19 protein-coding genes and 1 tRNA gene are annotated in these 21,042 nt (G+C 71.5%); 14 read left to right on the forward strand and 6 right to left on the reverse strand.

Annotation, left to right across the window (positions count from 1 at the left end):
* Nucleotides 1–160 precede the first annotated feature (160 nt).
* A complete protein-coding gene (locus QSK21_RS23920; RefSeq protein ID WP_285699054.1) occupies nt 161–1,006 on the forward strand; it encodes a hypothetical protein in 846 nt (281 codons plus the stop codon).
* Nucleotides 1,007–1,212: 206 nt separating this feature from the next.
* Here QSK21_RS23920 and QSK21_RS23925 read toward each other — a convergent pair.
* Together QSK21_RS23925 and QSK21_RS23930 are read right to left on the reverse strand one after the other, a co-directional pair.
* Nucleotides 1,213–1,285: transfer RNA gene (locus tag QSK21_RS23925), tRNA-Lys, on the reverse strand.
* Between the two features lie 6 nt (nt 1,286–1,291).
* A complete protein-coding gene (locus tag QSK21_RS23930; RefSeq protein WP_285699055.1) occupies nt 1,292–2,605 on the reverse strand; it encodes a cytochrome P450 in 1,314 nt (437 codons plus the stop codon).
* Between the two features lie 30 nt (nt 2,606–2,635).
* Here QSK21_RS23930 and QSK21_RS23935 point away from each other — a divergent pair, with 30 nt between their 5' ends.
* The 5 genes from QSK21_RS23935 (at nt 2,636) to QSK21_RS23955 (ending at nt 6,166) form a co-directional block, all read left to right on the forward strand.
* Nucleotides 2,636–3,058 carry a PaaI family thioesterase gene (locus QSK21_RS23935; RefSeq protein WP_285699245.1) on the forward strand — a complete coding sequence of 141 codons (423 nt, stop codon included), beginning with the start codon at nt 2,636–2,638 and terminating at the stop codon, nt 3,056–3,058.
* A 59-nt stretch (nt 3,059–3,117) separates the two neighbouring features.
* Nucleotides 3,118–4,452 (forward strand): glycoside hydrolase family 1 protein, encoded by a 1,335-nt coding sequence (locus QSK21_RS23940; protein ID WP_285699056.1) that lies wholly within the window; start codon nt 3,118–3,120, stop codon nt 4,450–4,452.
* A 93-nt stretch (nt 4,453–4,545) separates the two neighbouring features.
* The gene (locus tag QSK21_RS23945) at nt 4,546–5,157 is read left to right on the forward strand and encodes a nucleotidyltransferase family protein (RefSeq protein WP_285699058.1); all 612 of its coding nucleotides are present in this window, start codon (nt 4,546–4,548) and stop codon (nt 5,155–5,157) included.
* The gene (locus QSK21_RS23950; RefSeq protein WP_285699060.1) at nt 5,154–5,411 is read left to right on the forward strand and encodes a BON domain-containing protein; all 258 of its coding nucleotides are present in this window, start codon (nt 5,154–5,156) and stop codon (nt 5,409–5,411) included. The genes QSK21_RS23945 and QSK21_RS23950 overlap by 4 nt, the downstream gene beginning before the upstream one ends.
* Nucleotides 5,408–6,166, forward strand: a complete 759-nt coding sequence (locus QSK21_RS23955) for a metallophosphoesterase family protein (protein ID WP_285699061.1) — start codon at nt 5,408–5,410, stop codon at nt 6,164–6,166. The genes QSK21_RS23950 and QSK21_RS23955 overlap by 4 nt, the downstream gene beginning before the upstream one ends.
* A gap of 120 nt (nt 6,167–6,286) precedes the next feature.
* Here the strand turns inward: QSK21_RS23955 and QSK21_RS23960 are convergent, their stop codons facing one another.
* Together QSK21_RS23960 and QSK21_RS23965 are read right to left on the reverse strand one after the other, a co-directional pair.
* Nucleotides 6,287–7,306, reverse strand: a complete 1,020-nt coding sequence (locus tag QSK21_RS23960) for a DNA topoisomerase IB (protein WP_285699062.1) — start codon at nt 7,304–7,306, stop codon at nt 6,287–6,289.
* A 37-nt stretch (nt 7,307–7,343) separates the two neighbouring features.
* Nucleotides 7,344–8,192 (reverse strand): SDR family oxidoreductase, encoded by an 849-nt coding sequence (locus QSK21_RS23965; RefSeq protein ID WP_285699063.1) that lies wholly within the window; start codon nt 8,190–8,192, stop codon nt 7,344–7,346.
* A 158-nt stretch (nt 8,193–8,350) separates the two neighbouring features.
* Here QSK21_RS23965 and QSK21_RS23970 point away from each other — a divergent pair, with 158 nt between their 5' ends.
* The 6 genes from QSK21_RS23970 to arfB all read left to right on the forward strand — a co-directional run bounded on the left by QSK21_RS23970 (nt 8,351) and on the right by arfB (nt 14,164).
* Nucleotides 8,351–9,124: an SDR family NAD(P)-dependent oxidoreductase gene (locus QSK21_RS23970; RefSeq protein ID WP_285699064.1), complete on the forward strand. Its 774-nt coding sequence runs from the start codon at nt 8,351–8,353 to the stop codon at nt 9,122–9,124.
* Nucleotides 9,125–9,133: 9 nt separating this feature from the next.
* On the forward strand, nt 9,134–9,910 hold the full coding sequence (locus QSK21_RS23975; protein ID WP_285699066.1) for a crotonase/enoyl-CoA hydratase family protein: 777 nt from the start codon (nt 9,134–9,136) through the stop codon (nt 9,908–9,910).
* 260 nt (nt 9,911–10,170) lie between these two features.
* Nucleotides 10,171–10,899 carry a response regulator transcription factor gene (locus tag QSK21_RS23980; protein WP_285699067.1) on the forward strand — a complete coding sequence of 243 codons (729 nt, stop codon included), beginning with the start codon at nt 10,171–10,173 and terminating at the stop codon, nt 10,897–10,899.
* Nucleotides 10,899–12,383 (forward strand): sensor histidine kinase, encoded by a 1,485-nt coding sequence (locus QSK21_RS23985; protein WP_285699068.1) that lies wholly within the window; start codon nt 10,899–10,901, stop codon nt 12,381–12,383. Before QSK21_RS23980 ends, QSK21_RS23985 begins: the two co-directional genes overlap by 1 nt.
* A gap of 131 nt (nt 12,384–12,514) precedes the next feature.
* Complete coding sequence (locus tag QSK21_RS23990; protein ID WP_285699069.1) at nt 12,515–13,519, forward strand: S1C family serine protease; 1,005 nt, start codon at nt 12,515–12,517, stop codon at nt 13,517–13,519.
* Between the two features lie 219 nt (nt 13,520–13,738).
* Nucleotides 13,739–14,164: an alternative ribosome rescue aminoacyl-tRNA hydrolase ArfB gene (arfB, locus tag QSK21_RS23995; protein ID WP_285699070.1), complete on the forward strand. Its 426-nt coding sequence runs from the start codon at nt 13,739–13,741 to the stop codon at nt 14,162–14,164.
* A gap of 12 nt (nt 14,165–14,176) precedes the next feature.
* Here arfB and def read toward each other — a convergent pair whose 3' ends face one another.
* Nucleotides 14,177–14,710, reverse strand: a complete 534-nt coding sequence (gene def / locus QSK21_RS24000; RefSeq protein ID WP_285699071.1) for a peptide deformylase — start codon at nt 14,708–14,710, stop codon at nt 14,177–14,179.
* A 92-nt stretch (nt 14,711–14,802) separates the two neighbouring features.
* Nucleotides 14,803–15,990 (reverse strand): DivIVA domain-containing protein, encoded by a 1,188-nt coding sequence (locus QSK21_RS24005; RefSeq protein ID WP_285699072.1) that lies wholly within the window; start codon nt 15,988–15,990, stop codon nt 14,803–14,805.
* 393 nt (nt 15,991–16,383) lie between these two features.
* Here QSK21_RS24005 and QSK21_RS24010 point away from each other — a divergent pair, with 393 nt between their 5' ends.
* Nucleotides 16,384–16,932 (forward strand): gamma carbonic anhydrase family protein, encoded by a 549-nt coding sequence (locus tag QSK21_RS24010; RefSeq protein ID WP_285699073.1) that lies wholly within the window; start codon nt 16,384–16,386, stop codon nt 16,930–16,932.
* 87 nt (nt 16,933–17,019) lie between these two features.
* Nucleotides 17,020–20,970 carry an ATP-binding protein gene (locus QSK21_RS24015; RefSeq protein WP_285699074.1) on the forward strand — a complete coding sequence of 1,317 codons (3,951 nt, stop codon included), beginning with the start codon at nt 17,020–17,022 and terminating at the stop codon, nt 20,968–20,970.
* The last annotated feature ends 72 nt before the right edge of the window (nt 20,971–21,042 follow it).

Consider the following 21,042-nt stretch of genomic DNA (forward strand, 5'->3'; position numbering starts at 1 on the left):
CCTTGGCGGGCCAGCTCGACCGCGCGGCGCCGGAACTCGGGCGGGTGTGGTGACGGCATGACGAACATCCTTCCTGATGATCGCCGGTGACCTCAGGACAGGTGTCCGGTGAACGGGGGGAAGCTCATTCTCTCTCGAGCAGTGGTCACATCTCGGAACTGTGCTCTCCGCAGTTGTCGCCACCCTCCTGGTCGGCTTCGCCGTCTACCAGCTCTGGGGTCTTCGCCGGCAGATTAAGATCAGCACGGACGCTCTGGAGATCGCCATGCGCGCCGCCGACACCGCGCAGGACGCCGTGCGAGAGGCCGCACGATCTGCCGACGCCGCGCAGGACGCCGTGCGAGAAGCGGCACGCGTACGGATCGACGAACAGGCTCCGCGTGTCGTCGTGCTGCCTGAGCCGGTCCAGTGGCCACCGCGTCTCAGCATCGACCGCACCTCCATGCCCAACCGCAACCAGCAACGACTATTCGACGCGATGTCCCTCCACGCCGCGGCCGACGCCAACCAGCGGGACTACAACTTCCCCGAAGACGGCGAACGTCTCCTCTGGCTCATCGCCCGTGCCTTGGTCATCAACGAGGGAAACAGCACTGCACGAATCCGCTTCCATGGCGAAGGCAGATTTATCGAGGGCACGTCCGAGCTCCTACCGAACGAGACAATCACCATCCCTCCGGTCGTGGGGCAACGCGGCGAGACCTACCTTGATCGGGAACATCTCCTCCGCCCTGGCCACGCGGCACTCTGCGAATGGGGGACCGGACACCCTCTGGCCAAGTGGGCGCCCGTGCACACCACGGGCAAGACACCCGAGTGCAAGGTCAGTATCAGCGCCGAAGGCTCGACCGAACACGGCACCCTCGACCAGACAACCATCGAGATCGCCGCACGCCCCCTGGAACCGATCCCTGGCCGCGACGGCCAGTGGCGTCTCAAAGCCAACCCTGACTGTGCGGTCGTCCTGGTCCATCCCACCCACCGGACCTACAGGAACGAGGCGTAGCGCGCTCGTCGCGAGTGCAACCAGGACCACGCCGAGTTGCCCGTCGGGCCAGGGCCTCCGAGAGGCTAAGCTCGACAGCGGTCGAGGCCATGATCATCCCCGGATTGGCCCCGCGAGCTCGCAGCGAGCCGGCACGGGAACGAAGTGGGGCAAACCTGGCGGGGGGCATACCGGGCGAAACTTGGGTTTGCCCAGGTCAGGGTGGGTGGGTCGCGTGGGACTCGAACCCACAACCTACGGATTAAAAGTCCGGAGCTCTGCCAATTGAGCTAGCGACCCGCAGGGTCAGGGTATCGAGAGCGGACGGGTGTTCGCATCGGGGTTACTGGTCAGGTGGACGGGCAGGTGCTTTAGGCCGTTCTGGAAGTTGGAGGCCAGGCGTACCGGGGGGCCGGTTTGGGTGATGGTGAGGGGGAGTAGCTCGCGGAAGATGGCTCGCATCTGGACGCGGGCCAGGTGGGCGCCCAGGCAGAAGTGGGGGCCGAAGCCGAAGCTGACGTGGTCGTTGGGGGTGCGGGTGATGTCGAAGGTGTCGGGGGAGTCGAAGACGGTCTCGTCGCGGTTGGCGGAGGCGTGGTAGACGACGACCTTGTCGCCGGCGCGGAGGGAGGCGGGGCCGAGTCTGACGTTCTGGGTGGCGGTGCGGCGGAAGTCCATGACGGGGGGCCAGTAGCGGAGCATCTCCTCGATGGCCGGGTTCAGGAGGGACGGGTCGGAGCGGAGGAGGGCGAACTGGGCGGGGTGTTCGAGGAGGGTGAGGAGGCCGCCGGGGATGCCGTTGCGGAGGGTCTCGTTCCCGGCGACGGCGAAGAGGAAGAACATGTTCTCGAACTCGGCGTCGGAGAGGCCGCCGGTGAGCATGCGGGACATGATGTCGTCGCCGGGCGCGTCGCGCTTGGCGTCGGCCAGGGCGTGGGCGTAGGCGAACATGTCGCGGAGGGCGGCCCTGGAACGGGGGTTCATGGGGCGGCCGTCGGGGCGGAGAAGGGTCGAGGGGCGCTGGCGCAGGGCGGTGCGGGCCATGGGGCTCAGGGGGTCGGCGGTGGCTGAGGAGAGGTCCGCGTACTCCGCGTCCTGGTAGCCGATGACGCGGGACGCCCAGTCGTAGAGGAGGCGGCGGTCGGAGGACGGGACGCCCATGATGTGGGCCAGCGTCCAGACGGGCAGGTCGGCGGCGACCTCGACGAAGTCGACGTCGCCGCGGGCGGACCCGATCAGGGTGCGGGCGCGGTCCTCGATGGTGGCCTCAAGGGCGCGGACGGCGCGGGGTGTGAACGCGGAGGCGACGATGCGGCGCAGGCGGGAGTGGTCCGGAGGGTCCTGGTTGAGCATCATCGCGCGGACGAACTCCAGGTCCTCGGGCGTGTCGGGGTCGCGGATCTGGGTGGCGCCCAGGTGGGAGGAAAAGATCTCCGGCGTGCGCAGGACGTGCTTGACGTCGGCGTGCCGGAAGACGCCCCAGTAGCCGGGTCCGGCGGGCCAGGCGCCGACGGCGGGCTCGGGGATCCGGCAGACCGGGGCCTCCGCGCGCAGTGTCCGGAACGTCTCGTACGGGACGCCCGCGGCGTAGGTGGTGGGCAGGAAGATCTCCTCGCGCATGGCTCCAGCGTGCATGATGGCGGGGTGACGATGAAGCCTGAGGACGGCGACAGGATCCTGCGGGAGAACTTCGCGCCGTGGGTCCAGGATCTCGGCCTGACGGTGGAGAGGGTGCGGGAGCGGGGCGCCGTGCTGCGGCTGCCGTGGTCGGACCGGCTGGCGCGGGAGGGCGGCGGCATGTCCGGGCAGGCGTTGATGGCGGCGGCGGACACGGCCATGGTGGTCGCGGTGTCGGCGGCGCGCGGCGGGTTCGTCCCGATGACCACCGTCCAGCAGAACACCATGTTCCTGCGGCCGGTCGTGGGGAAGGACGTGCTGGTCTCGGTGGAACTCACCAAGCTGGGACGGACGATGGCCTTCGCCGACATCGTGATGACGGTCGAGGGGGGTCACGAGCCGTACGCCCACGCCACCACCGTGTACGCGCTGCTGGCCGAGAAGCCCGGGTCTTGACAACGGGTCCCTTGTCGTTTGTGATCCGATCAAGCCGCCCCGCTTCCTGAGGAGATCGCGTGTCCGGTGGGTCCGCTTTCGGCAGGATCCGTTTGGTCATCGTGGGCGCCGTCACCGTGGCGGTGGCCGTGATGACTCCGGCCCATTCCGCGGAGGGCGCGGGAATCGCGAGATTCCCTTCCGGATTCCTCTTCGGGGTGTCCACGTCCGGTTTCCAGGCGGAGGGGTCGTTTCCCGACAGCAACTGGACGCGGTACGCGAGGGGCAAGACCCCGTACGGCGACTCGGTCGACTTCCGGCACCGCTATCCCGGCGATATCGAGCTGGCCCGTGGTCTTGGCGTGAACGTTTTCCGTACGTCCCTCGAATGGGCGCGGATCGAGCCGCGGCGCGGTGTCAGGGACGAGACGGAACTCGCCTACTACGACGATCTGGTGCGCCGGATCCGCGCCGCCGGAATGCGGCCGATGCTGACCCTCGACCATTGGGTGCATCCGGGCTGGGTGGCCGACCAGGGGGCGTGGGCGAACCCGCGTACCGTGTCCGACTGGCTGCGGCACGCCCGGTTCATGGTGGAGCGCTACCGCGGCCAGGGCGTCATCTGGATCACGTTCAACGAGGCCAGCCAGTACCTGCTGCACGAGACGCTGGAGCGCCCGATGGGGCCGCTTCAGGTCATCGCGATGCGCCAGGCGCTGATCAGGGCCCATCGCGCCGCGTACGACATGATCCACGAGGTCGATCCGGGCGCGCCGGTGTCGAGCAACGTCGCCTACGGCTCGATCGTCAACGGCGCGTTCGACGCCGCGCTGTTCAACGAGGTCACCGACAAGCTCGATTTCATCGGGATCGACTATTACTACGGCGCGAGCCTGGAGAACCTCACCGCCGTTCACGCCGCGACGGGCGAGTACTGGAGGATCGACCCGGAGCCGGAAGGGCTGTACTACGTCCTGAAGAACTACCAGCGGCGGCTGCCGCACCTTCCCGTCTACATCGTCGAGAACGGCATGCCGACCGATGACGGGAAACCACGTCCGGACGGGTACACGCGGGCCGACCATCTCCGCGACCACCTGTACTGGGTGCAGCGGGCCATCGGCGAGGGCGTGCAGGTGATGGGCTACAACTACTGGAGCCTCACCGACAATTACGAATGGGGGAGTTACCGTCCCCGTTTCGGCCTTTACACGGTGGACGTGCAGGCCGACCCGTCCTTGCGGCGCAGGCCGACCGACGCCGTGCCCGCCTATCGGTCGGTGATCGCCAACGCCGGGGTCCCGTCCGGATACGTGCCGGTGCGCAGGCCGGCGTGGTGCTCGGTCGAGGACCTGATCGCCACCTGCCTCGGCAGGACGCCGGCTCCGCCCGCCCCGTACCGGGCGCTCTACTGAGCGTCGTGGCGGGGGCGAATCACGGGCGGGCGAACCGAATGACCCCCGCCTCACCGGGTACCGCCACGGCGAAGCGATGAGGCAGGGGAGGTCGTGGGCGACGAGCACATCCGAACCGGCGCCGGGGCGGTCACGGCATCCGGGCCGGGCACGGTCGAAGAGGGCCTGCTGCACAGCCTGAGACGGGCCGCCGCCGCCATGGAGGAGGCCGGGATCGAGTTCGCGCTGGCGGGCGGGTTCGCCGCGCATATGCGCGGCGCCGCCGTGTCGACGCACGATGTGGACTTCGCGCTGCGCCCCCGCGACGCCGAGCCGGCGCTGGAGGCGCTGGAGGCCGTGGGCATGCGACGCCGCCGGATCCCCGAGAACTGGCTGGTCAAGGCCATCGACGGCGACCACACCATCGACCTGATCCACACCCCGTCCGGCCGTCCCGTGGACGACGCGCTGCTGGGCCGGGCGGAGCGGATGTCGGTCGCGGCCGTGCTGATGCCGGTGCTGCCCGCCACCGACCTGGTGGTCATGCGGCTGCTGGCGTTCACCGAGACCGCCTGCGACTTCAGCGAGTACCTGCACGTCTGCCGGGCGCTGCGGGAGCAGGTCGACTGGCCGCAGGTCGGCAAGGAGACGGCCGACTCCCCGTACGCCTACGCCTTCCTCACGCTGCTGGCCAGGCTCGGTGTCATCGAGGGGGGATTCCTGTGAGCGACGCTTTCCAGGACCGGTCCGACTACGTGTCCGCGCACATCCAGGAGAGGCTTGCCTCCAGGACGCACGAGCTGGGCATCCAGGTCGATGTCAGGGGTGAGGTGATCTACCTGCGCGGTGAGGTGGTCAACGAGGAGCGGCGGCGCCAGGTCGAGGAGGCCGCGCGGGTCTGCGCGGAGGGACGTACCGTGCGCAACGAGGTGACGGTGACCGCGATGCGGGAGCCGGACGGTGAGGAGACGCTGTCATGATCCGGCTGGCCGCGGTCGGCGACCTGCACCTGGGGCCCGATGCGGCCGGGACGTACCGGGCGCGGCTCGGCCGGCTGGCGGGCAACGCCGAGGCGTTGCTGGTGGCCGGCGACCTGACCAGGCACGGCACGGTCGAGGAGGGCCGGGTCGTCGCCGACGAGCTGCGCGACCTCGGCCTTCCGGTGATCGCTGTGCTGGGCAACCACGACTACCATTCCGACGCCCAGGACGAGATCACCGCCATGCTGCGGGACGCGGGGATCACCGTCGTGGAGGGTGAGGGCGTCGTGGTGGACTGCCACGGGTTCCGGCTCGGGGTGGCGGGCGGCAAGGGCTTCGGCGGCGGTTTCGCCGGCAAGTGCTGCAGCGACTTCGGCGAACGCGAGATGAAGGCGTTCATCGCGCACACCAAGGAGTTCTCCGAACGGCTCGGCACCGCGCTGCTGGGCCTGGACGCCGACGTCCGGGTCGCGCTGACTCACTACTCGCCGGTCGAGGACACCCTGGCCGGCGAGCCCCTGGAGATCTACCCGTTCCTGGGCAGCTACCTGATGGCCGAGGCGATCGACTGCGCGGACGTCACGCTGGCGGTGCACGGGCACGCGCACAAGGGGACCGAGAAGGGCGAGACGCCGGGCGGGGTGCGGGTCCGCAACGTCGCCATGCCGGTGCTCCAACAGGCGTACACAGTCTACGCCCTCGACGGGCTCACCGAATCCGCGGGAGAAGGGGCGTGCACCGTCGGCGCGAGCTGAACCCGCGGGCCTTCCCGGACGTTAACGGCACAGGGTCCACATGACCCACATCCAGCCCGGAAACCACCCGCAATGTGAACGGCCGGCGGATCGCGCAGGAGGGGGCGGTCCGGTGGTCGTTCACCCGTCCGGGCGGAGCAGGTCGAGCACGGCCTGCTCCGCCGGGCCCTGTGTCGCGAGTTCCCCCGCCTCGGCGTCCACCCCGAGCTCGGTCAGCGCGGGCGCGATCGTCTCGCCCCGCTCGTACAGCTCGATGACGCGGGGGTCGATGTACGAGGCGCGCGCCACGGCGGGGGTGTTGCCCAGGTAGCCCGCCACCTCCCGGACCACCCGGGTCACCGCCCGCGCCCTGCGCCGCTCGCCGTCCCCGGCCCGCGGCACCGACACCGCCAGGCCCACCGCCGCAAGGACGGTGGCGTGCCAGGTACGGAAGTCCTTGGCGGTGAAGTCACCGCCGGTCACCTCGCGGATGTAGTCGTTGATGTCGGAGGTCAGCACGTCGTGCCAGGCGCCGTCCCGGTTGCGGTACGCGAGCAGTTCGGGGCCGGGGTCGCGGCGGCGTTTGAGCCCGTTGACCACCCGGCGGACCTCCTCCTCGGCCACCGCCTGCTGCCGTTCCCTGGCGCCCTTGGCCGGATACTCGAAGATCACCACGTCGCGGCGGCAGCGGACGTGCTCGCGCAGCACGGTGGCCACCCCGAACGTGCCGTTCTCGGCGGCGTACTCCTCGCCCCCGACCCGGAAGAAGCCGAGGTCGATCAGCCGGACCGCGGCGGCCAGGACCCGTTCCCTGGTGAAGCCGCGTCCGGCCATGTGGCCGGCGAGGACGGCCCGGACCGCGGGCAGCCGGGCGGCCAGGTCCAGTACCCGGTCGTGCTTCTCGCGGTCGCGCCGCGCCCGCCACTCGGCGTGGTAGATGTACTGGCGCCGTCCCGCGTCGTCGATGCCGACGGCCTGGATGTGGCCGTCGCCGTCCGGGCAGATCCACACGTCCCTCCACGCGGGCGGGATGACCAGCTCCTTGATCCGCCGTACCTGCTCGGGGTCGGCCGGGGTGCAGCCGTCCAGGCCGAGGTAGCGGAAGCCGCGGCCGTGCCGCCGCCGGGTCAGGCCGGGCTCGGAGGGGTCACTGCGCCGCACGTCCCCCACCTCCCGTGCTGCTTCGGGCCACCTTCGGTCAGCCGGGGTGGATCTCCCCTCCCGCGGGCACCAAGGTCTGGCCGGTGTAGTACGACGACAGCCTGTTGGCGGCGAAGAACACGTAGGACGGCGCCACCTCGTCGGGGTCGGCCGCCCGTCCCATGGGCGACTGGCCGCCGAACCCCTCGACCCTCTGCTCGTCGAAGGTGGCGGGGATCAGCGGCGTCCACACCGGGCCGGGCGCCACGCAGTTCACCCGGATCCCCTGGCCGAGCAGGTTCTGCGCCAGCGACTGCGCGAACGTCATCGCGGCGGCCTTGCTGGCCGAGTAGTCGATCAGGCTCTTGTTGCCGCGCAGCCCGTTGATGGAGCCGGTGAACACGATCGAGGACCCGTCGCCGAGGTGGTCCAGCGCCTCCTGGACGATCCAGAACAGCGACAGCGTGTTCACGTCGAAGGTGCGGCGCAACTGCGCGTCGTCGATGTCCCGGACGTCCTTGACCGGCGTCTGCGTGCCGTGGTGCAGCACCAGCACGTCCAGGCCGCCCAGGTCGCGGGCCGCGTGGACGACGGCCTCCCGGGCGTGCCGTTCCTCGGCCAGGTCGCCGCCGATGGTGAAGCAGCGGCGGCCCTCCCGTTCGACCAGCGCCGCGGTGTGCCGGGCGTCGTCGTCCTCGCTGAGGTAGGTGATCGCGACGTCCGCGCCCTCCTTGGCGAACGCGACCGCCACCGCCCGGCCGATCCCCGAGTCACCGCCGGTGATCAGCGCGCGTCGTCCGCCGAGCAGGCCGCGTCCCTCGTAGTCGCGCATCTCGTCCCGCGGCTCGGGGGTCATGTCGGCGGTGCGGCCCGGGTAAGGCTGCTCCTGTGCGGGTGGCTCGCTCATCGTCGCCTCCTGTCCGCGTCCGGACGCGCGCCGGACGCGTGGTGCGGGACGTGTTCGGGACGCGCATGCCCGGGAGGCGAGGGGGCAAACACCACCCGTATCGTGACCCCTGGGTAACATCTCCCGAACCATATTCGGTCTCACGTAAGGTGCTGCTTATGGACCTGAACGGAGTGTCCGCCGTCATCTCCGGTGGAGCGAGCGGCCTAGGCGCCGCCACCGCACGCGAACTGGCCGCCGACGGCGTCAAGGTCGTGGTCGCGGACCTGAACGAGGACAAGGGCAAGGCGCTGGCCGACGAGATCGGCGGCGTGTTCGTCAAAACCGACGTCGGCGACGAGGCCCAGGTGGAGGCCGCCGTGCGCGCCGCCGTCGACACCGGCGCCCCGCTGCGCGTCATCGTCAACAGCGCCGGTGTCGGCTGGGCGGCCCGCACCGTGGCCAGGGACGGCACGCCGCACCCCCTGGGCGACTTCGAGCGCGTCATCCGGATCAACCTGATCGGCACCTTCAACCTGATGCGGATCGGCGCCGCCGCCATCGCCAAGACCGAGCCCGCCGACGAGGACGGGCAGCGCGGCGTGGTGATCAACACCGCGTCGGTCGCGGCGCTGGAGGGCCAGACCGGCCAGATCGCCTACTCCGCCTCCAAGGGCGGCATCGTCGGCATGACCCTGCCCGCCGCCCGCGACCTGTCCGCGATCGGCGTCCGGGTCAACACCATCTGCCCCGGCATCATCGACACCCCCATCTACGGCGAGGGCGAGGCCGCCGAGGCGTTCAAGGCCAAGCTGTACGCGCCGGTGCCCTTCCCCAAGCGGATGGGCAAGGCGTCGGAGTTCGCGCACCTGGTGAAGTCCCTCATCGAGAACGACTACATGAACGGCGAGACCATCCGATTCGACGGCGGCATCCGCTTCCAGCCGAAGTGAGGCACCGAGGTGACCGACACAGCGACCGACGCAGTACTGACCGAGGAACAGGGCGCCGTCCTCATCATCACCATCAACCGTCCTGAGGCGAGGAACGCCGTCAACGGGGCGGTGGCGCAGGGACTGGCCGCCGCCGCCGAGGAGCTGGACTCCCGCAAGGACCTGTCGATCGGCGTTCTGACCGGCGCGGGCGGCACGTTCAGCGCCGGCATGGACCTCAAGGGGTTCCTGACCGGCGACAACCCGATCGTGGAGGGCCGCGGGTTCGCCGGGATCACCGAGCGCCCGCCGGCCAAGCCGCTGATCGCCGCGGTGGAGGGCTACGCGCTGGCCGGAGGCTGCGAGCTGGCGCTGAGCTGCGACCTGATCGTGGCCGCGCGGGACTCCCAGTTCGGGCTGCCCGAGCCCAAGCGCGGCCTGGTCGCCGGCGCGGGCGGGCTGCTGCGGCTGCCCCGGCGCATCCCGTTCCACATCGCCATGGAGATCGCGCTGACCGGCGAGAAGTACCCGGCGGAGCGGATGGCGCAGCTCGGCCTGGTCAACCGGCTCACCGAGCCGGGGGAGGCGCTTGCCGGGGCCAGGGAACTGGCGCTCCAGGTCGCCGAGAACGCCCCGCTGGCACTGGCCGCCACCAAGAAGATCATCGTGGAGTCCGCGGACTGGGACTCCACCGAGATGTGGCGGAAGCAGAGCGAGATCACCCTGCCCGTGTTCACCTCGAAGGACGCCCAGGAGGGACCGGCCGCCTTCGCCGAGAAGCGCAAACCGGTCTGGAAGGGCGAATGACCCTCACGGGCTGACCCGCTCCGCCGAAAACGGCATGCCGATGACGCCAAGGGAGTACGACACGGGGCCGTCCCGGAGTATCCTTGATCGGAGTCGGCGAGTGGGGAAGCTCGTTCGGCCCGGCGGCCCGTCCTCTTCGGAGGGCGGGCCGTTCGCGTTCACGCCACCTCTTCGGGTTTCCTGGTAAGGCTCAGGGCATCTTCAGCGGGCTTTCAGGAACGGCTGACACCCTCGGTGAGGATGGCGGAGGAGGGCTGACCGTGGCGGAACGCGCGGCGAACGCGGGCAGGACGCCCGAAGGGCTGCTGCTCGTCGTCGAGGACGAGCCGAACATCCTGGAGCTGCTGGCCGGCAGCCTGCGCTTCGCCGGCTTCGAGGTGATCACCGCGACCAACGGGGCGGACGCGGTGCAGGCGGCGCGGCGGCGCAGGCCCGACCTGATCGTGCTGGACGTGATGCTGCCCGACATCGACGGGTTCGACGTGGCGCGGCGGCTGCGCTCGGGCGGCGACCACACCCCGGTGCTGTTCCTCACCGCCCGCGACGCCGTCCAGGACCGCATCAAGGGGCTGACCATCGGCGGCGACGACTACGTCACCAAGCCGTTCAGCCTGGAGGAGGTCATCGCGCGGATCCGGGCCGTGCTGCGGCGGGTCAGGGGCGGCGCCCGCGAACCCACGCCGCGGATGGTCTTCGCCGACATCGAGCTGGACGAGGACAGCCACGAGGTGTGGCGCGGCGGGCGTCCCGTCCAACTGTCGCCGACCGAGTTCAAGCTGCTGCGCTACCTGATGGCCAACGCCGGCCGGGTGCTGTCCAAGCCCCAGATCCTCGACCACGTGTGGAACTACGACTTCGGCGGCGACGTCGGCATCGTCGAGTCGTACGTCTCGGCGCTGCGCCGCAAGGTCGACAACACCGAGCCCCGGCTGATCCACACCCTGCGGGGGGTGGGGTACGTGCTGCGATTGCCGCCGGACAGGCGCTGATGGCGTTCGAGGCGCTGCGCGCACTGCCCGGACGCACGCCGCTGCGGGTCAAGCTGATCGCGGGCATGCTGGTGCTGGTCGCGCTCGGCCTGGCCGTGATGAGCGGCGCCAGCGTCTCGGTGCTCAGCCAGTACCTGGTCGGCCGGTCCGACGACCAGCTCGTCACCAACACCGAACGGGTGGTCGACGAGATCGTCGGGCAGCGCGGCCTGCCCGCCCAGCGGGTGCGGGTGCCCGCCGAGATGTTCGTGATGGTGGAGAACGAGGCCGGGCGCCGGGTCGACTACATCCCGCCGTTCGCCGCCTCCGGCAGCCCCCGTCTGCCCGCCGACCTGGAACGGCGGCTGGGGGAGCCGTTCACCGTCCCGTCCCAGGCCGGCTCGGGCGCGCCCTGGCGGGTGATCGCGCAGCCGCTGCCCGAAGGCGGTCTCGTGGTGCTCGGGCTGAGCCTGGACGAGGTCGAGCGCACCGTCAACCGGCTGATCGTGATCGATGTGATCGTGGGCCTGGTGGTGGTGACGGCGCTGGCCGCGGCCGGGGTCTGGGTGGTGCGGGCCAGCCTCCGCCCGCTGGCGGCGATCGAGCAGACCGCCGGGGCGATCGCGGCGGGCGACCTGTCCCAGCGGGTGCCGGAGGCCGACTCCCGTACCGAGGTCGGACGGCTCGGCCGCTCGCTCAACAGCATGCTCGCGCAGATCGAGTCGGCGTTCCAGGCGCGCGCGCAGTCGGAGTCCGCGGCGCGGTGGTCCGAGGAGAACGCGCGCCGATCCGAGGAGACCGCGCGGCGCTCGGAGGAGCGGATGCGGCGGTTCGTGGCCGATGCCAGCCATGAGCTGCGGACGCCGCTCACCGCGATCCGTGGCTTCGCCGAGTTCTACCGGCAGGGCGCCGCCCGTACCCCCGAGGAGCTGGACCGGCTGATCGGTCGGATCGAGGAGACCGCCGAGCGGATGGGCCTCCTGGTGGAGGATCTGCTGCTGCTCGCCCGGCTCGACCAGCAGCGCCCGATCGAGAAGGCCCCGGTGGACCTGCTCGCGGTCGCCGCCGACGCGGTCCAGGAGGCCCGCATGGTCGCGTCCGAGCATCCGATCGATCTGTCGGTCGAGGGCGGCGTGGCGTACCAGGTGCTCGGGGACGAGCCGAGGCTGCGGCAGGTGCTCGGCAACCTGCTGACCAACGCGGTCACCCACACCCCGCCCGGCACGCAGGTGATGGTACGGCTGCAGCCCGGATCCCTGGGGACGGCGCCCGCGGTGGTGTGCGAGGTGGCCGACGAGGGGCCTGGGCTGTCACCGGAACAGGCCGAGCGGGTCTTCGAACGCTTCTACCGAGCCAACCCGTCCCGGGGCCGTGAGGACGGCAGCACCGGGCTCGGCCTGGCCATCGTCGCGGCGCTGGTCGCGGCGCACGAGGGACGCGTCGAGGTGGACTCGGCCCCAGGTGAGGGAGCCGTCTTCCGTGTCGTCCTGCCGCTCGCCACCTGAGCCCGCGCGCTCCAAGGACGCGTCCTGGCTGGTTGATCCGGACTTCCAGGTATTCAGCGGACTTTCAGGTTGATTCCAGGCCGGTTGCAGATGGAGTGGACATCCTGAAGGTGAGAGGTCAGGGGGATCGCATGAACAGCGAATTTCCGAACGAACAGGAACCGCCGCAGGGGCAGGAACCGCACCAGAGCGGGCAGCGGTGGGCCGGTCCACAGGGGCGACCGGCCCCCCACACGCCCCACGGTGGCCACGCGCCCAGTTACGGCGCCTGGCAGGGGCAGGGGTACGGATCCACCGGCGTCCTTGCCGCTCCCCCCGCGTACACCGGATGGGGGCTGCGCCGGAAGGCCGCGGCGGCGGCAGCGGTGGTGGCGATCGCGCTCGGCGCCGGAGGCGTCGGGGCGGCGGCCGCGATCGCGCTGAACGGTGACGAGCCCGTCGTGGGCAGCTCGGCACCGGTGACGGGGGTGCGGCAAGGGGCCTCGATCGCGCAGGTCGCGGCGGCGGTGCAGCCGAGCGTGGTCTCCATCACGGCCCTGTCGGGGGCGGGCACCTCCGGCGGGTCCGGCGTCGTCATCGACGCCAACGGGACGATCATGACCAACCGCCATGTCATCGCGGACGCGGACCGGGTCACCGTCAAATTCAGCGACGGCCGGACCGCGCCTGCCGAGGTCGTCGGCGCCTCCGACGACATCGACATCGCGGTGGTCAAGGTGTCGGGGGTGTCGGGGCTCAAGCCGGCCTCGCTGGGGAACAGCGACGCGCTGGCGGTGGGCGACACGGTGCTGGCGGTGGGCAGCCCGCTCGGCCTCGACGGCTCGGTGACCGCGGGCATCGTCAGCGCGCTGGGCCGGCACGTCCAGGAGGACGACGGGCCGCAGCAGGTGCCGCCGTTCCTGCGCCAGCGGCTGACCGAGCGAGAGAGCAGCGTGATCGCCAACGCCATCCAGACCGATGCGGCGATCAACCCGGGCAACTCGGGCGGGGCGCTGGTCAACGGGGCCGGTCAGGTGGTCGGTATCAACACCGCGATCGCCACGTCCGGCAACGACTCGGGCAACATCGGGGTGGGTTTCGCGATCCCGATCAACGACGCCCGCAAGGCCGCCCAGTCGATCATCCAGGGCGGCTAGCACAGACCACTCCGGCTAGCACGGATCACTCCGGCCAACCTCCAAGACCGCGGCGCGAGCCCGGGGTAAGGAAGCGGCGGCTATGCGGGGTCAAGGGGGCCTTGCATGGCCGCCAGTTCGCGTTCTTGGGGCCACCGGGCGTTGCCGTGGGGTCGGCCGAGGGGTCATGCCGCTGGAAATGGGAAGGCATGATCCACGGGCAGCGGGGATAATCGGGATATGCCCGGCAACCTTCCCATACGCGGCTCGGTCTCCATCCCGGAGTCCGAGTTGCGCTGGCGTTTCTCCCGTTCCTCGGGGCCGGGCGGCCAGCACGTCAACACCAGCGCGACCGCGGCCGAGTTGTCCTTCGACGTCGCCGGCTCGCCCTCGCTGCCCGAGCCGTACAAACGGCGGGCGCTGGAGCGCCTGGCGGGAAGGCTGTCGGACGGCGTCCTGACGATCCGGGCCGAGGAGTACCGCTCGCAGGCCCGCAACCGCGACGCGGCCCGCGCCCGCCTCGTCTCGGTCCTTTCGGACGCCATCGCGCCCCCGCCGAAGAAGCGGATCCCCAGGAAGGTGCCCCGGGCCATCAAGGAACGCCGCCTGGAGAACAAGCGCCGCCGCTCCGAGATCAAGCGCCAGCGCTCCGGCCGCTGGTCCTGACGTCCCGGCGGGTCAGAGGCGGCCGCCGCGGATGGCGCGCATGGCCTCGCGGCGGGCCTCACCGGACAGGACGTCGATGTAGACCTGGCCGCGCAGATGCCCCGTCTCATGTTGCAGACAACGCGCGAAGTAGCCGGTGCCCTCGACGCGGACCGGCCGGCCCTTCACATCGACGCCTTCGACCACCGCGTGCGCGTACCGGGGCGTGGGGAAGTTGAGGCCGGGGAGGGACAGGCAGCCCTCCGGCTCTTCCAGCGTGTCGCCGTCCGCCGCGACCAGCGTGGGATTGACGACGTGGCCCACGTGGCGCCGTCCCTCGTCGTCCTTGCAGTCGTAGACGAAGACCCGCAGCGGGACGCCGATCTGGTTGGCGGCGAGCCCGGCGCCGTTCGCGTCGTACATGGAGGCGAACATGTCGTCGATGAGGCGTTCCAGGGAGGCGTCGAACGCGCGGACGGGGTCGCACTCGGTGCGCAGAACGGGGTCGCCCAGCCGCCGGACGGGACGCACCGTGCCCCGCCCACGGACCGCTTCCGGCTTGCTCACCCGAAAAGCCTATAGAAGCAGCGAAGAGCCCATAAACGCGTGTGCGGTGCCCGGTTGATCACCGGGCACCGCACACCGTGTGTGGCGTGGTGTCAGTGCGTCTCGCCGTGGCCGCCACCGTGGGTGCCGCGGCTGGACGGGGGCAGCGGACCGTCGTCCGGGTCGCCCGGGTCGGCCGCGGGGGCGCTCTTGGGCTGGGTCGGGATCTGCGGGCCCGGCTTGTCGATCAGCGTGGACTCGGCCTTCTTCAGCGGGTGCTGCTCGCCGGGCGCGGAGCCGGTCCCGGGACCGGAGAGCGGCCCCTGAGAGGGGCCGGACGGCGCGGACGGCTGCCCGCCGGACGGCGAGCTCGCGGATGGCGACGGGGCCGCGTGCCTGGGCCCTGACGGGGCCTGCGTACCCGAGGACGGCGACGAAGGCGACGAAGACGACGCCGACGGAGCCGGGGACGGCGACTGGGCGGCGGCGTGCTTGGCGGGGGCGGCGGGCGTGGACGCCGGGGCCGCCTGCTTGGGCGCCGGAGCCTGGGCGGAGGGCGCGGGGGCCTTGCGCTGCGGCGCCGACGGTGGCGGGCCGGAGTGCTGCCGGACGGCGTCCTCGACCATCTTCTCCAGCGGGCCCGCCTCGTTCTCGGCGGTCAGCAGCCGCACCAGGGTCTCGCTGATCTCGGTGAGCCGCTGCAGCGCCTGGGTGTGGTTCTTGGTGAGCTGGGTGAGCCGCTGGGTGGCGCCCTCGTTGATCACGCTGGCCCGGCGCTCGGCGGTGGTGAGCGTGCGCTCGGCCTCCAGCCGGGCGCTGGTCACCATGTGCTCGGCCTCCTGGGTGGCGGTGTTCAGGACGCTGTCGGACTCCTTCTTGGCCGCCGCCAGCACCTGCTCGGCCTTCTGCTCGGCCTGCGCGAGGTCGCGGTCGGCGTGCGCGCGGGCCTCCTCGATGATCCGCTTGGACTCGGCCTCGGCGTCCTTGCGGATCTGCGCGCCCTTGCTCTCGGCCTCGGCGACCTTGTCCTTGGCCTCGTCCTCGGCCAGGTTGATGATCTGCCGCAGCCGGTCGGACAGATCGTCGCCGGTGGGCTTGCGGGCCTCGCGGACCTCGGCCATCTCCCGGCGGGTGCGCTCGACGTCGTCGAGGGCGCGGGCGAGCCTGGTCTCCAGCTCGCGGATCTGGTTCTGGCTGCGGGCGATGTACTCGTCGACCTGGCGGCGGTTGTAGCCGCGCATGACGATCTCGAAGGTTTCCTCGCGGAGGAGGTTCGGCAGGATCTCGGCTTCGTTGCTCATGGTGCCTTGGGGGTCGTTGGCGGGGATATCACCCCGTCAGGGTCGGAGACAGCACCGGGTCTGGAACCAGTACTGGCAGTGCGGGACAGGCTCTTACAGGGCCGGGACCGTCCGGGCGCCACGCGTGTCCGGGCGACACGGCCGCGGGCGTCACGGCGGGCTCCGTCTCAACTTGAACATCCAGGGTCGACTCTTGTCCGGTCCACCCCATTCGCGCAACCGGAATGCCTCTTCTCGCTGCAGTTTCTTCGTCCGGACCACGGCTCGAAGTCACACGATTTTGGGACATTTCGCGCCTACGGCCATGGGGCAACCTACCGGCGGCCCGCCTGCCGGGCCCCGCCGGGCACCCCTCTGCGGAACGGGGTTCCGCCGCCCCCTACCATCGGCCTCATGAGCGAGGGCGGCATCGAGAACGGTACGAGCTATCTCGGAGCGTTGGGCGAAGACGCGCCGAGGATCCACCCTGAGGCGTGGGTCGCGCCGGGTGCGGTGGTGGTCGGCCGGGTGACGCTGGGGCGCGCGTCCAACGTCTGGTACGGGTCGGTGCTGCGCGGCGACGACGAGGAGATCGTGGTCGGCGACGAATGCAACATCCAGGACCTGTGCTGCCTGCACGCCGATCCCGGCACCCCGGCCGTCCTGGAGGACCGGGTCAGCCTCGGCCACAAGGCCATGGTGCACGGAGCCCACGTGGAGACGGGCTCGCTCATCGGGATCGGCGCGATCGTCATGAACGGCGCCAGGATCGGGTCCGGGACGCTGGTCGCCGCCGGGGCGCTGGTGCCGCCGGGCAAGAAGATCCCGTCGGGGGTGCTGGTCGCCGGCGTGCCCGGCAAGGTGGTCCGCGAGCTCGGCGAGGACGACCGGCTCGTCCTCGAACACACGCCGGACTCGTACGTGAGGAAGGCCGCGCGGCACCGCTCCGCCCGCTGGACCTGACCGAATCACCCCTTTTGACCTGGGATAACGTGGATCATCCGTGGTCATGGGAGGTTCTGCCGCCCGCCGTCTGACTACGATGACCACGTGGTGTGGGGACCGGGCTATGGGAGCGCGCCGCCGCCCAACCCCCCGATGGGGCCCGCGATGGGGGAGGATCCGTTCGCGGCGGCGGAGCGTGACACGAGGGCGATGGTGGCGGCCGGATGGTGGCCGTCGGCGGCGCCTCACCAGCGCCAGCACGCCATCGGTGGGCGCGTTCTCGTCCTGCCCGACGGCACCTGGTGGCTTTTCGGGGCGTGGGCCCGGTGGTACCGCCTGCACCCCTCGGACCAGCAGTGGTACCTCTGCCCGCCACCCCGCGCGCCCCAGGTGCGCATGGCGGCCCGGCCCGCCGCCCAAGGAGGCGGCCCCGCGCCCCAGTTGCCGCCCCATGTCGTGCCCGCGGGTCCCGACTTCTCCTACGCGCCGCCGCGGCCGCGTCCATTCGTCGGACGTCCCCTGAACAACGATCTGAGTCTCCGGGTACGCGCCACCGTCGACTCCGCTGCCGCGCTGCCCGTCCAGGAGTACCCCCACTGGTCGAAGGACTTCACACCGCAGACCCCGTCCACGGTGGTGGCCGCCTGGGGCGTGATGCTGTGGTGCTCGACGGCACCGGTGTTCGACGCGCGGATGGACGCGCAGATGCTCGACCACTGGAAGCAGTACCGCGCCAAGCCGCTGCCCGAAGTGGACGGGCCCCGCTGGCTCACCCCACCGCCCCTCGAAATGCTGGTCGGCATCTACGCCGAACGGCTCCGGGCCGGACGTGTCGACGCCGCGGTGGTCGTGTTGCGGACGATGTGGGCCGTGGCCAGCGCCCTACGCGAGGACAAGCGTTTCCGTGTGCGCGCCGACGCTCTCCTGGCCATGCTCAGCACCACCCTGAGCAACCCCACCGTGGACTACGGCGCGCTCCCGTACGGGGACCAGGCCATAGTGCAGCAGTGGCTCACCCGCTGCCCGCCCAACCTCGTGCCCGCGCTGCGCAACGAAAGCTCGCCCGGGGACAACTTCCGGCACGCCTTCTACGCCCTTTCCGAAGAGGTGGCGCGGCACGCCGGAAACCCCGCCGACCCGTCCTACATCGAGCCCCGGCTGGTCGCCGCCGCGTTGCTCGCAGCCGACCTCGCCGTCGTGCGCAAAGACGTGGCGGGCACGGTCGTCCCTTGGCTGGACCCCGAGGTCCGCTACACCGTCCAAGCGGTCCTTCAGCAGAACGGCCACCCGCTGAGGCGCCTCTGGCCGAAGGACTTCCGCCTCTCCAGCCCTTTGAGCTCGGTCACCGGGAAGGGCGCGGAGACCCTGCTGGCCACGATGTACGAACTGGACCTGGCCTGGTGCAGGCTGGCCGGTGGGATGCCCGCGCGTCCCAGGGGATTCCCGGTGCCGAGCGCGGTGGCCGCCTCCCTCCTTGGACGTGACCGTGTTCGCGCGTCCGCCCGTACGTCCACCACTACGCCCCCACCCCCGGTGCAGCCCGCTTCGCCGTCGCCGTACGCGGCGCAGTCGCAGCCCGGGTTCCCTCCTGGTGCCGGTCAGGCCGTCCAGCCTCCGCCGCAACCGGACCGCCCCTTCGTCCAGCCGCCCGCCCAGCCCGCATCCCAGCAGCCGCCTGCGGCAGGGTTCGCCTCTCCTGCCGCCCCCGGCGAGGACCGTGACGACAAGGCCGCCGCCCCGCCTTACACGGAGCTGGGCTTCCAGCGCCCGACCCCCGCCCCCGCCGCTCCACCGCCCCCTGCCGTCCCCCCGAGTCCCGCCGCCCCGCCGAGCCCCGTCGCTTCGCCGACTCCTGCCGCCCCGCCGGTCCCGAGCCCATCCACGCCAAGTCCGCCTCCTCCAAGCCCACCCGTACCGGCCTCCCTCGAAGAGCAGAAGGCGGAAGCGGACCACGTTCCGCCCTACACCCAGCTCGGGTACCAGCCGTCAGGGCTTGCGCAACCGCCCCCACCCCCGGCTCAGCCGCCCCGGCAAGGCCCACCCGTTCCACCACAAGGCCAGCCGCAGGGTCAGCCGCAGGGCCAGGCGCAGGGTCCGCCTCAGCAGCCGCCAGAGCCTCAGGAGCGCCCGCGCACGCGCGTACTGGGTCCTGGAGACCTGGAAGAGCCGCCAGAGGACCAGAAGGCTGGGCAGGGGGGCGACCTCGGCTCCGGTACGCGGGTCATGTCGGAGACCATGGTCGGCAACTTCGACTTCCTCGACGACACGCCCGCGCCGGAGACGCCCGTCGAGAAGATCCCGCCCCCGCGCGACAGGTCGGAGCCGCGTACCTTCGCGCGGTTCGGCATCAGCTTCATCTCCGGAGCGCAGGACGCGGCCCAGCTCCTCGACGGCCTGCGCGCCCAGGTCCAGGAGTGGCAGTCACCCGGGGCCGCCCTGGACCAGACCCGTGCGGACCGCGGACCGGAGACCGTCCTGGACGGCGGCGCCGGGCCCGCCACCCGCCTGGACGGCGGCGTCAGCGGGATGACGCGGGCCGACGGCGGAGCCGGGGGCCGCGCCCCGGGACCCAACTCCGGCGTGCCCAACGTGCTGATCGTCGGCGCCCCGCACAGCGGGCAGCGCCGCCTGGCCAGGCTGATCGCGCTGACGCTCGCCGACGCCGGGATCGGGGACGGGTCGATCCGCGCCCACGACGCCGACGACGTCCGGGACGCGGCCGCCCAGCGCCTCCCCGAGCTGCTGGGCCGGCAGGGCCCCACCATCCTGTTCGAGCGGCTGGACGTGGCGGTCACCTCGGCCGCCGACCCGGCCGCCGCCGCGGCGGCGGTGCGCCGCGCCCGCCGCCTGCCCGCCACCTCCGCGCCGCTGATCGCGACCTGCGAGCCGGCCGCCTACAAGAGGCTGCTGCAAGAGCATCCGCGCCTTGTCGAGGTGTTCCGGGTGTACCGGCTGCCCGACTTCGGCGACCTCGACCGCCGGATGACGCTGCTGCACCTGCTGGCCGACGAACGGCGCGTCACCATCGGCGCGTCCGCGCTGGAGGTCGCCAGGGAGGACCTGGAACGGCTGCGCGGGCCCGGCGACCTGGTGAACGCGCGGCTCGTCGAGGCGTACCTCGACCTCGCCTGCCAGCGCCACCTCGAACGCGCGGGCGGCGCGTCCAGGGACCGGCTGGTCCTGACGCCCGACGACCTCACCGGCGTCGCCGAGGGCATCGAGCCCGCGCTGCGCCCGCCCGGCGACATCGACGGCTATCTGGCCCGGCTCGACCAGCTCATCGGCCTGGAGGAGGTCAAGGAGGTAGTACGGGAGCTGGCGGAGGCGGCCGTGCTGGAGGCCGACCGCGCCCGGCACGGCGTGGGCGGCGCACGGCCCCTGCACCTGATCTTCCTAGGCCCGTCCGGAACCGGGAAGACGACCGTGGCCGGGTTGCTCGGCGGCATCTACGCGGCGCTCGGCCTGCTGGACTCCGGGCACGTGGTGGCGTGCCGTCCCGTCCATCTGGCCGGCCGCGACCAGCTCGACGTCGAGAGGCGGGTCGCGGGCATGGTCGAGCAGGCGCTGGGCGGCGTCCTGCTGGTCCAGGAGGCGCACCTGCTGGACCGCGTTCCCGCCGTGGTGAACGAGCTGCTGCGGGCCATGCGCCAGCGGGGCCGGCGACTCATGGTGGTGTGCTCGGGACTGGCCCCGGAAATGGAGGGCTTCCTGGCGGGCAACCCGGCGTTCCGTGGCGAGTTCCAGCGGACGCTGGAGTTCGAGGGCATGGGCGACCGCGATCTCGTCCGCCTGTTCCAGTCCTATGCCGAGCGCGATCTCTACACCCTGGACGAGGAGCTTCGGGTCGAGCTGATGTCCCGGTTCGAGCGGCTTCGCGGCGATCCGAGCTTCGCGTTCGCCCGTACCGTCCGGGCGTTGTTCGAGCAGACCGTGGCCAGGCAGGCGGCCCGGCTGGCCGGGGCGGACGTCAACGCCGCCACCGTGGCCCGGCTGACCGCCCGCGATCTGCCGGAGTCGCCGCTGGAGCAGATGATGGGCGATTTCCGGCAGCGCTAGTGACCATCGGGAGATGGTCCGCCGGCCGGCTCCGTGGCCGGGAAGACCCGTGACCAGAGTGGTCCGCGAATG

Origin of the sequence: Actinomadura sp. NBRC 104412 (assembly GCF_030269515.1) — a bacterium.
Taxonomy (GTDB): Bacteria; Actinomycetota; Actinomycetes; order Streptosporangiales; family Streptosporangiaceae; genus Spirillospora.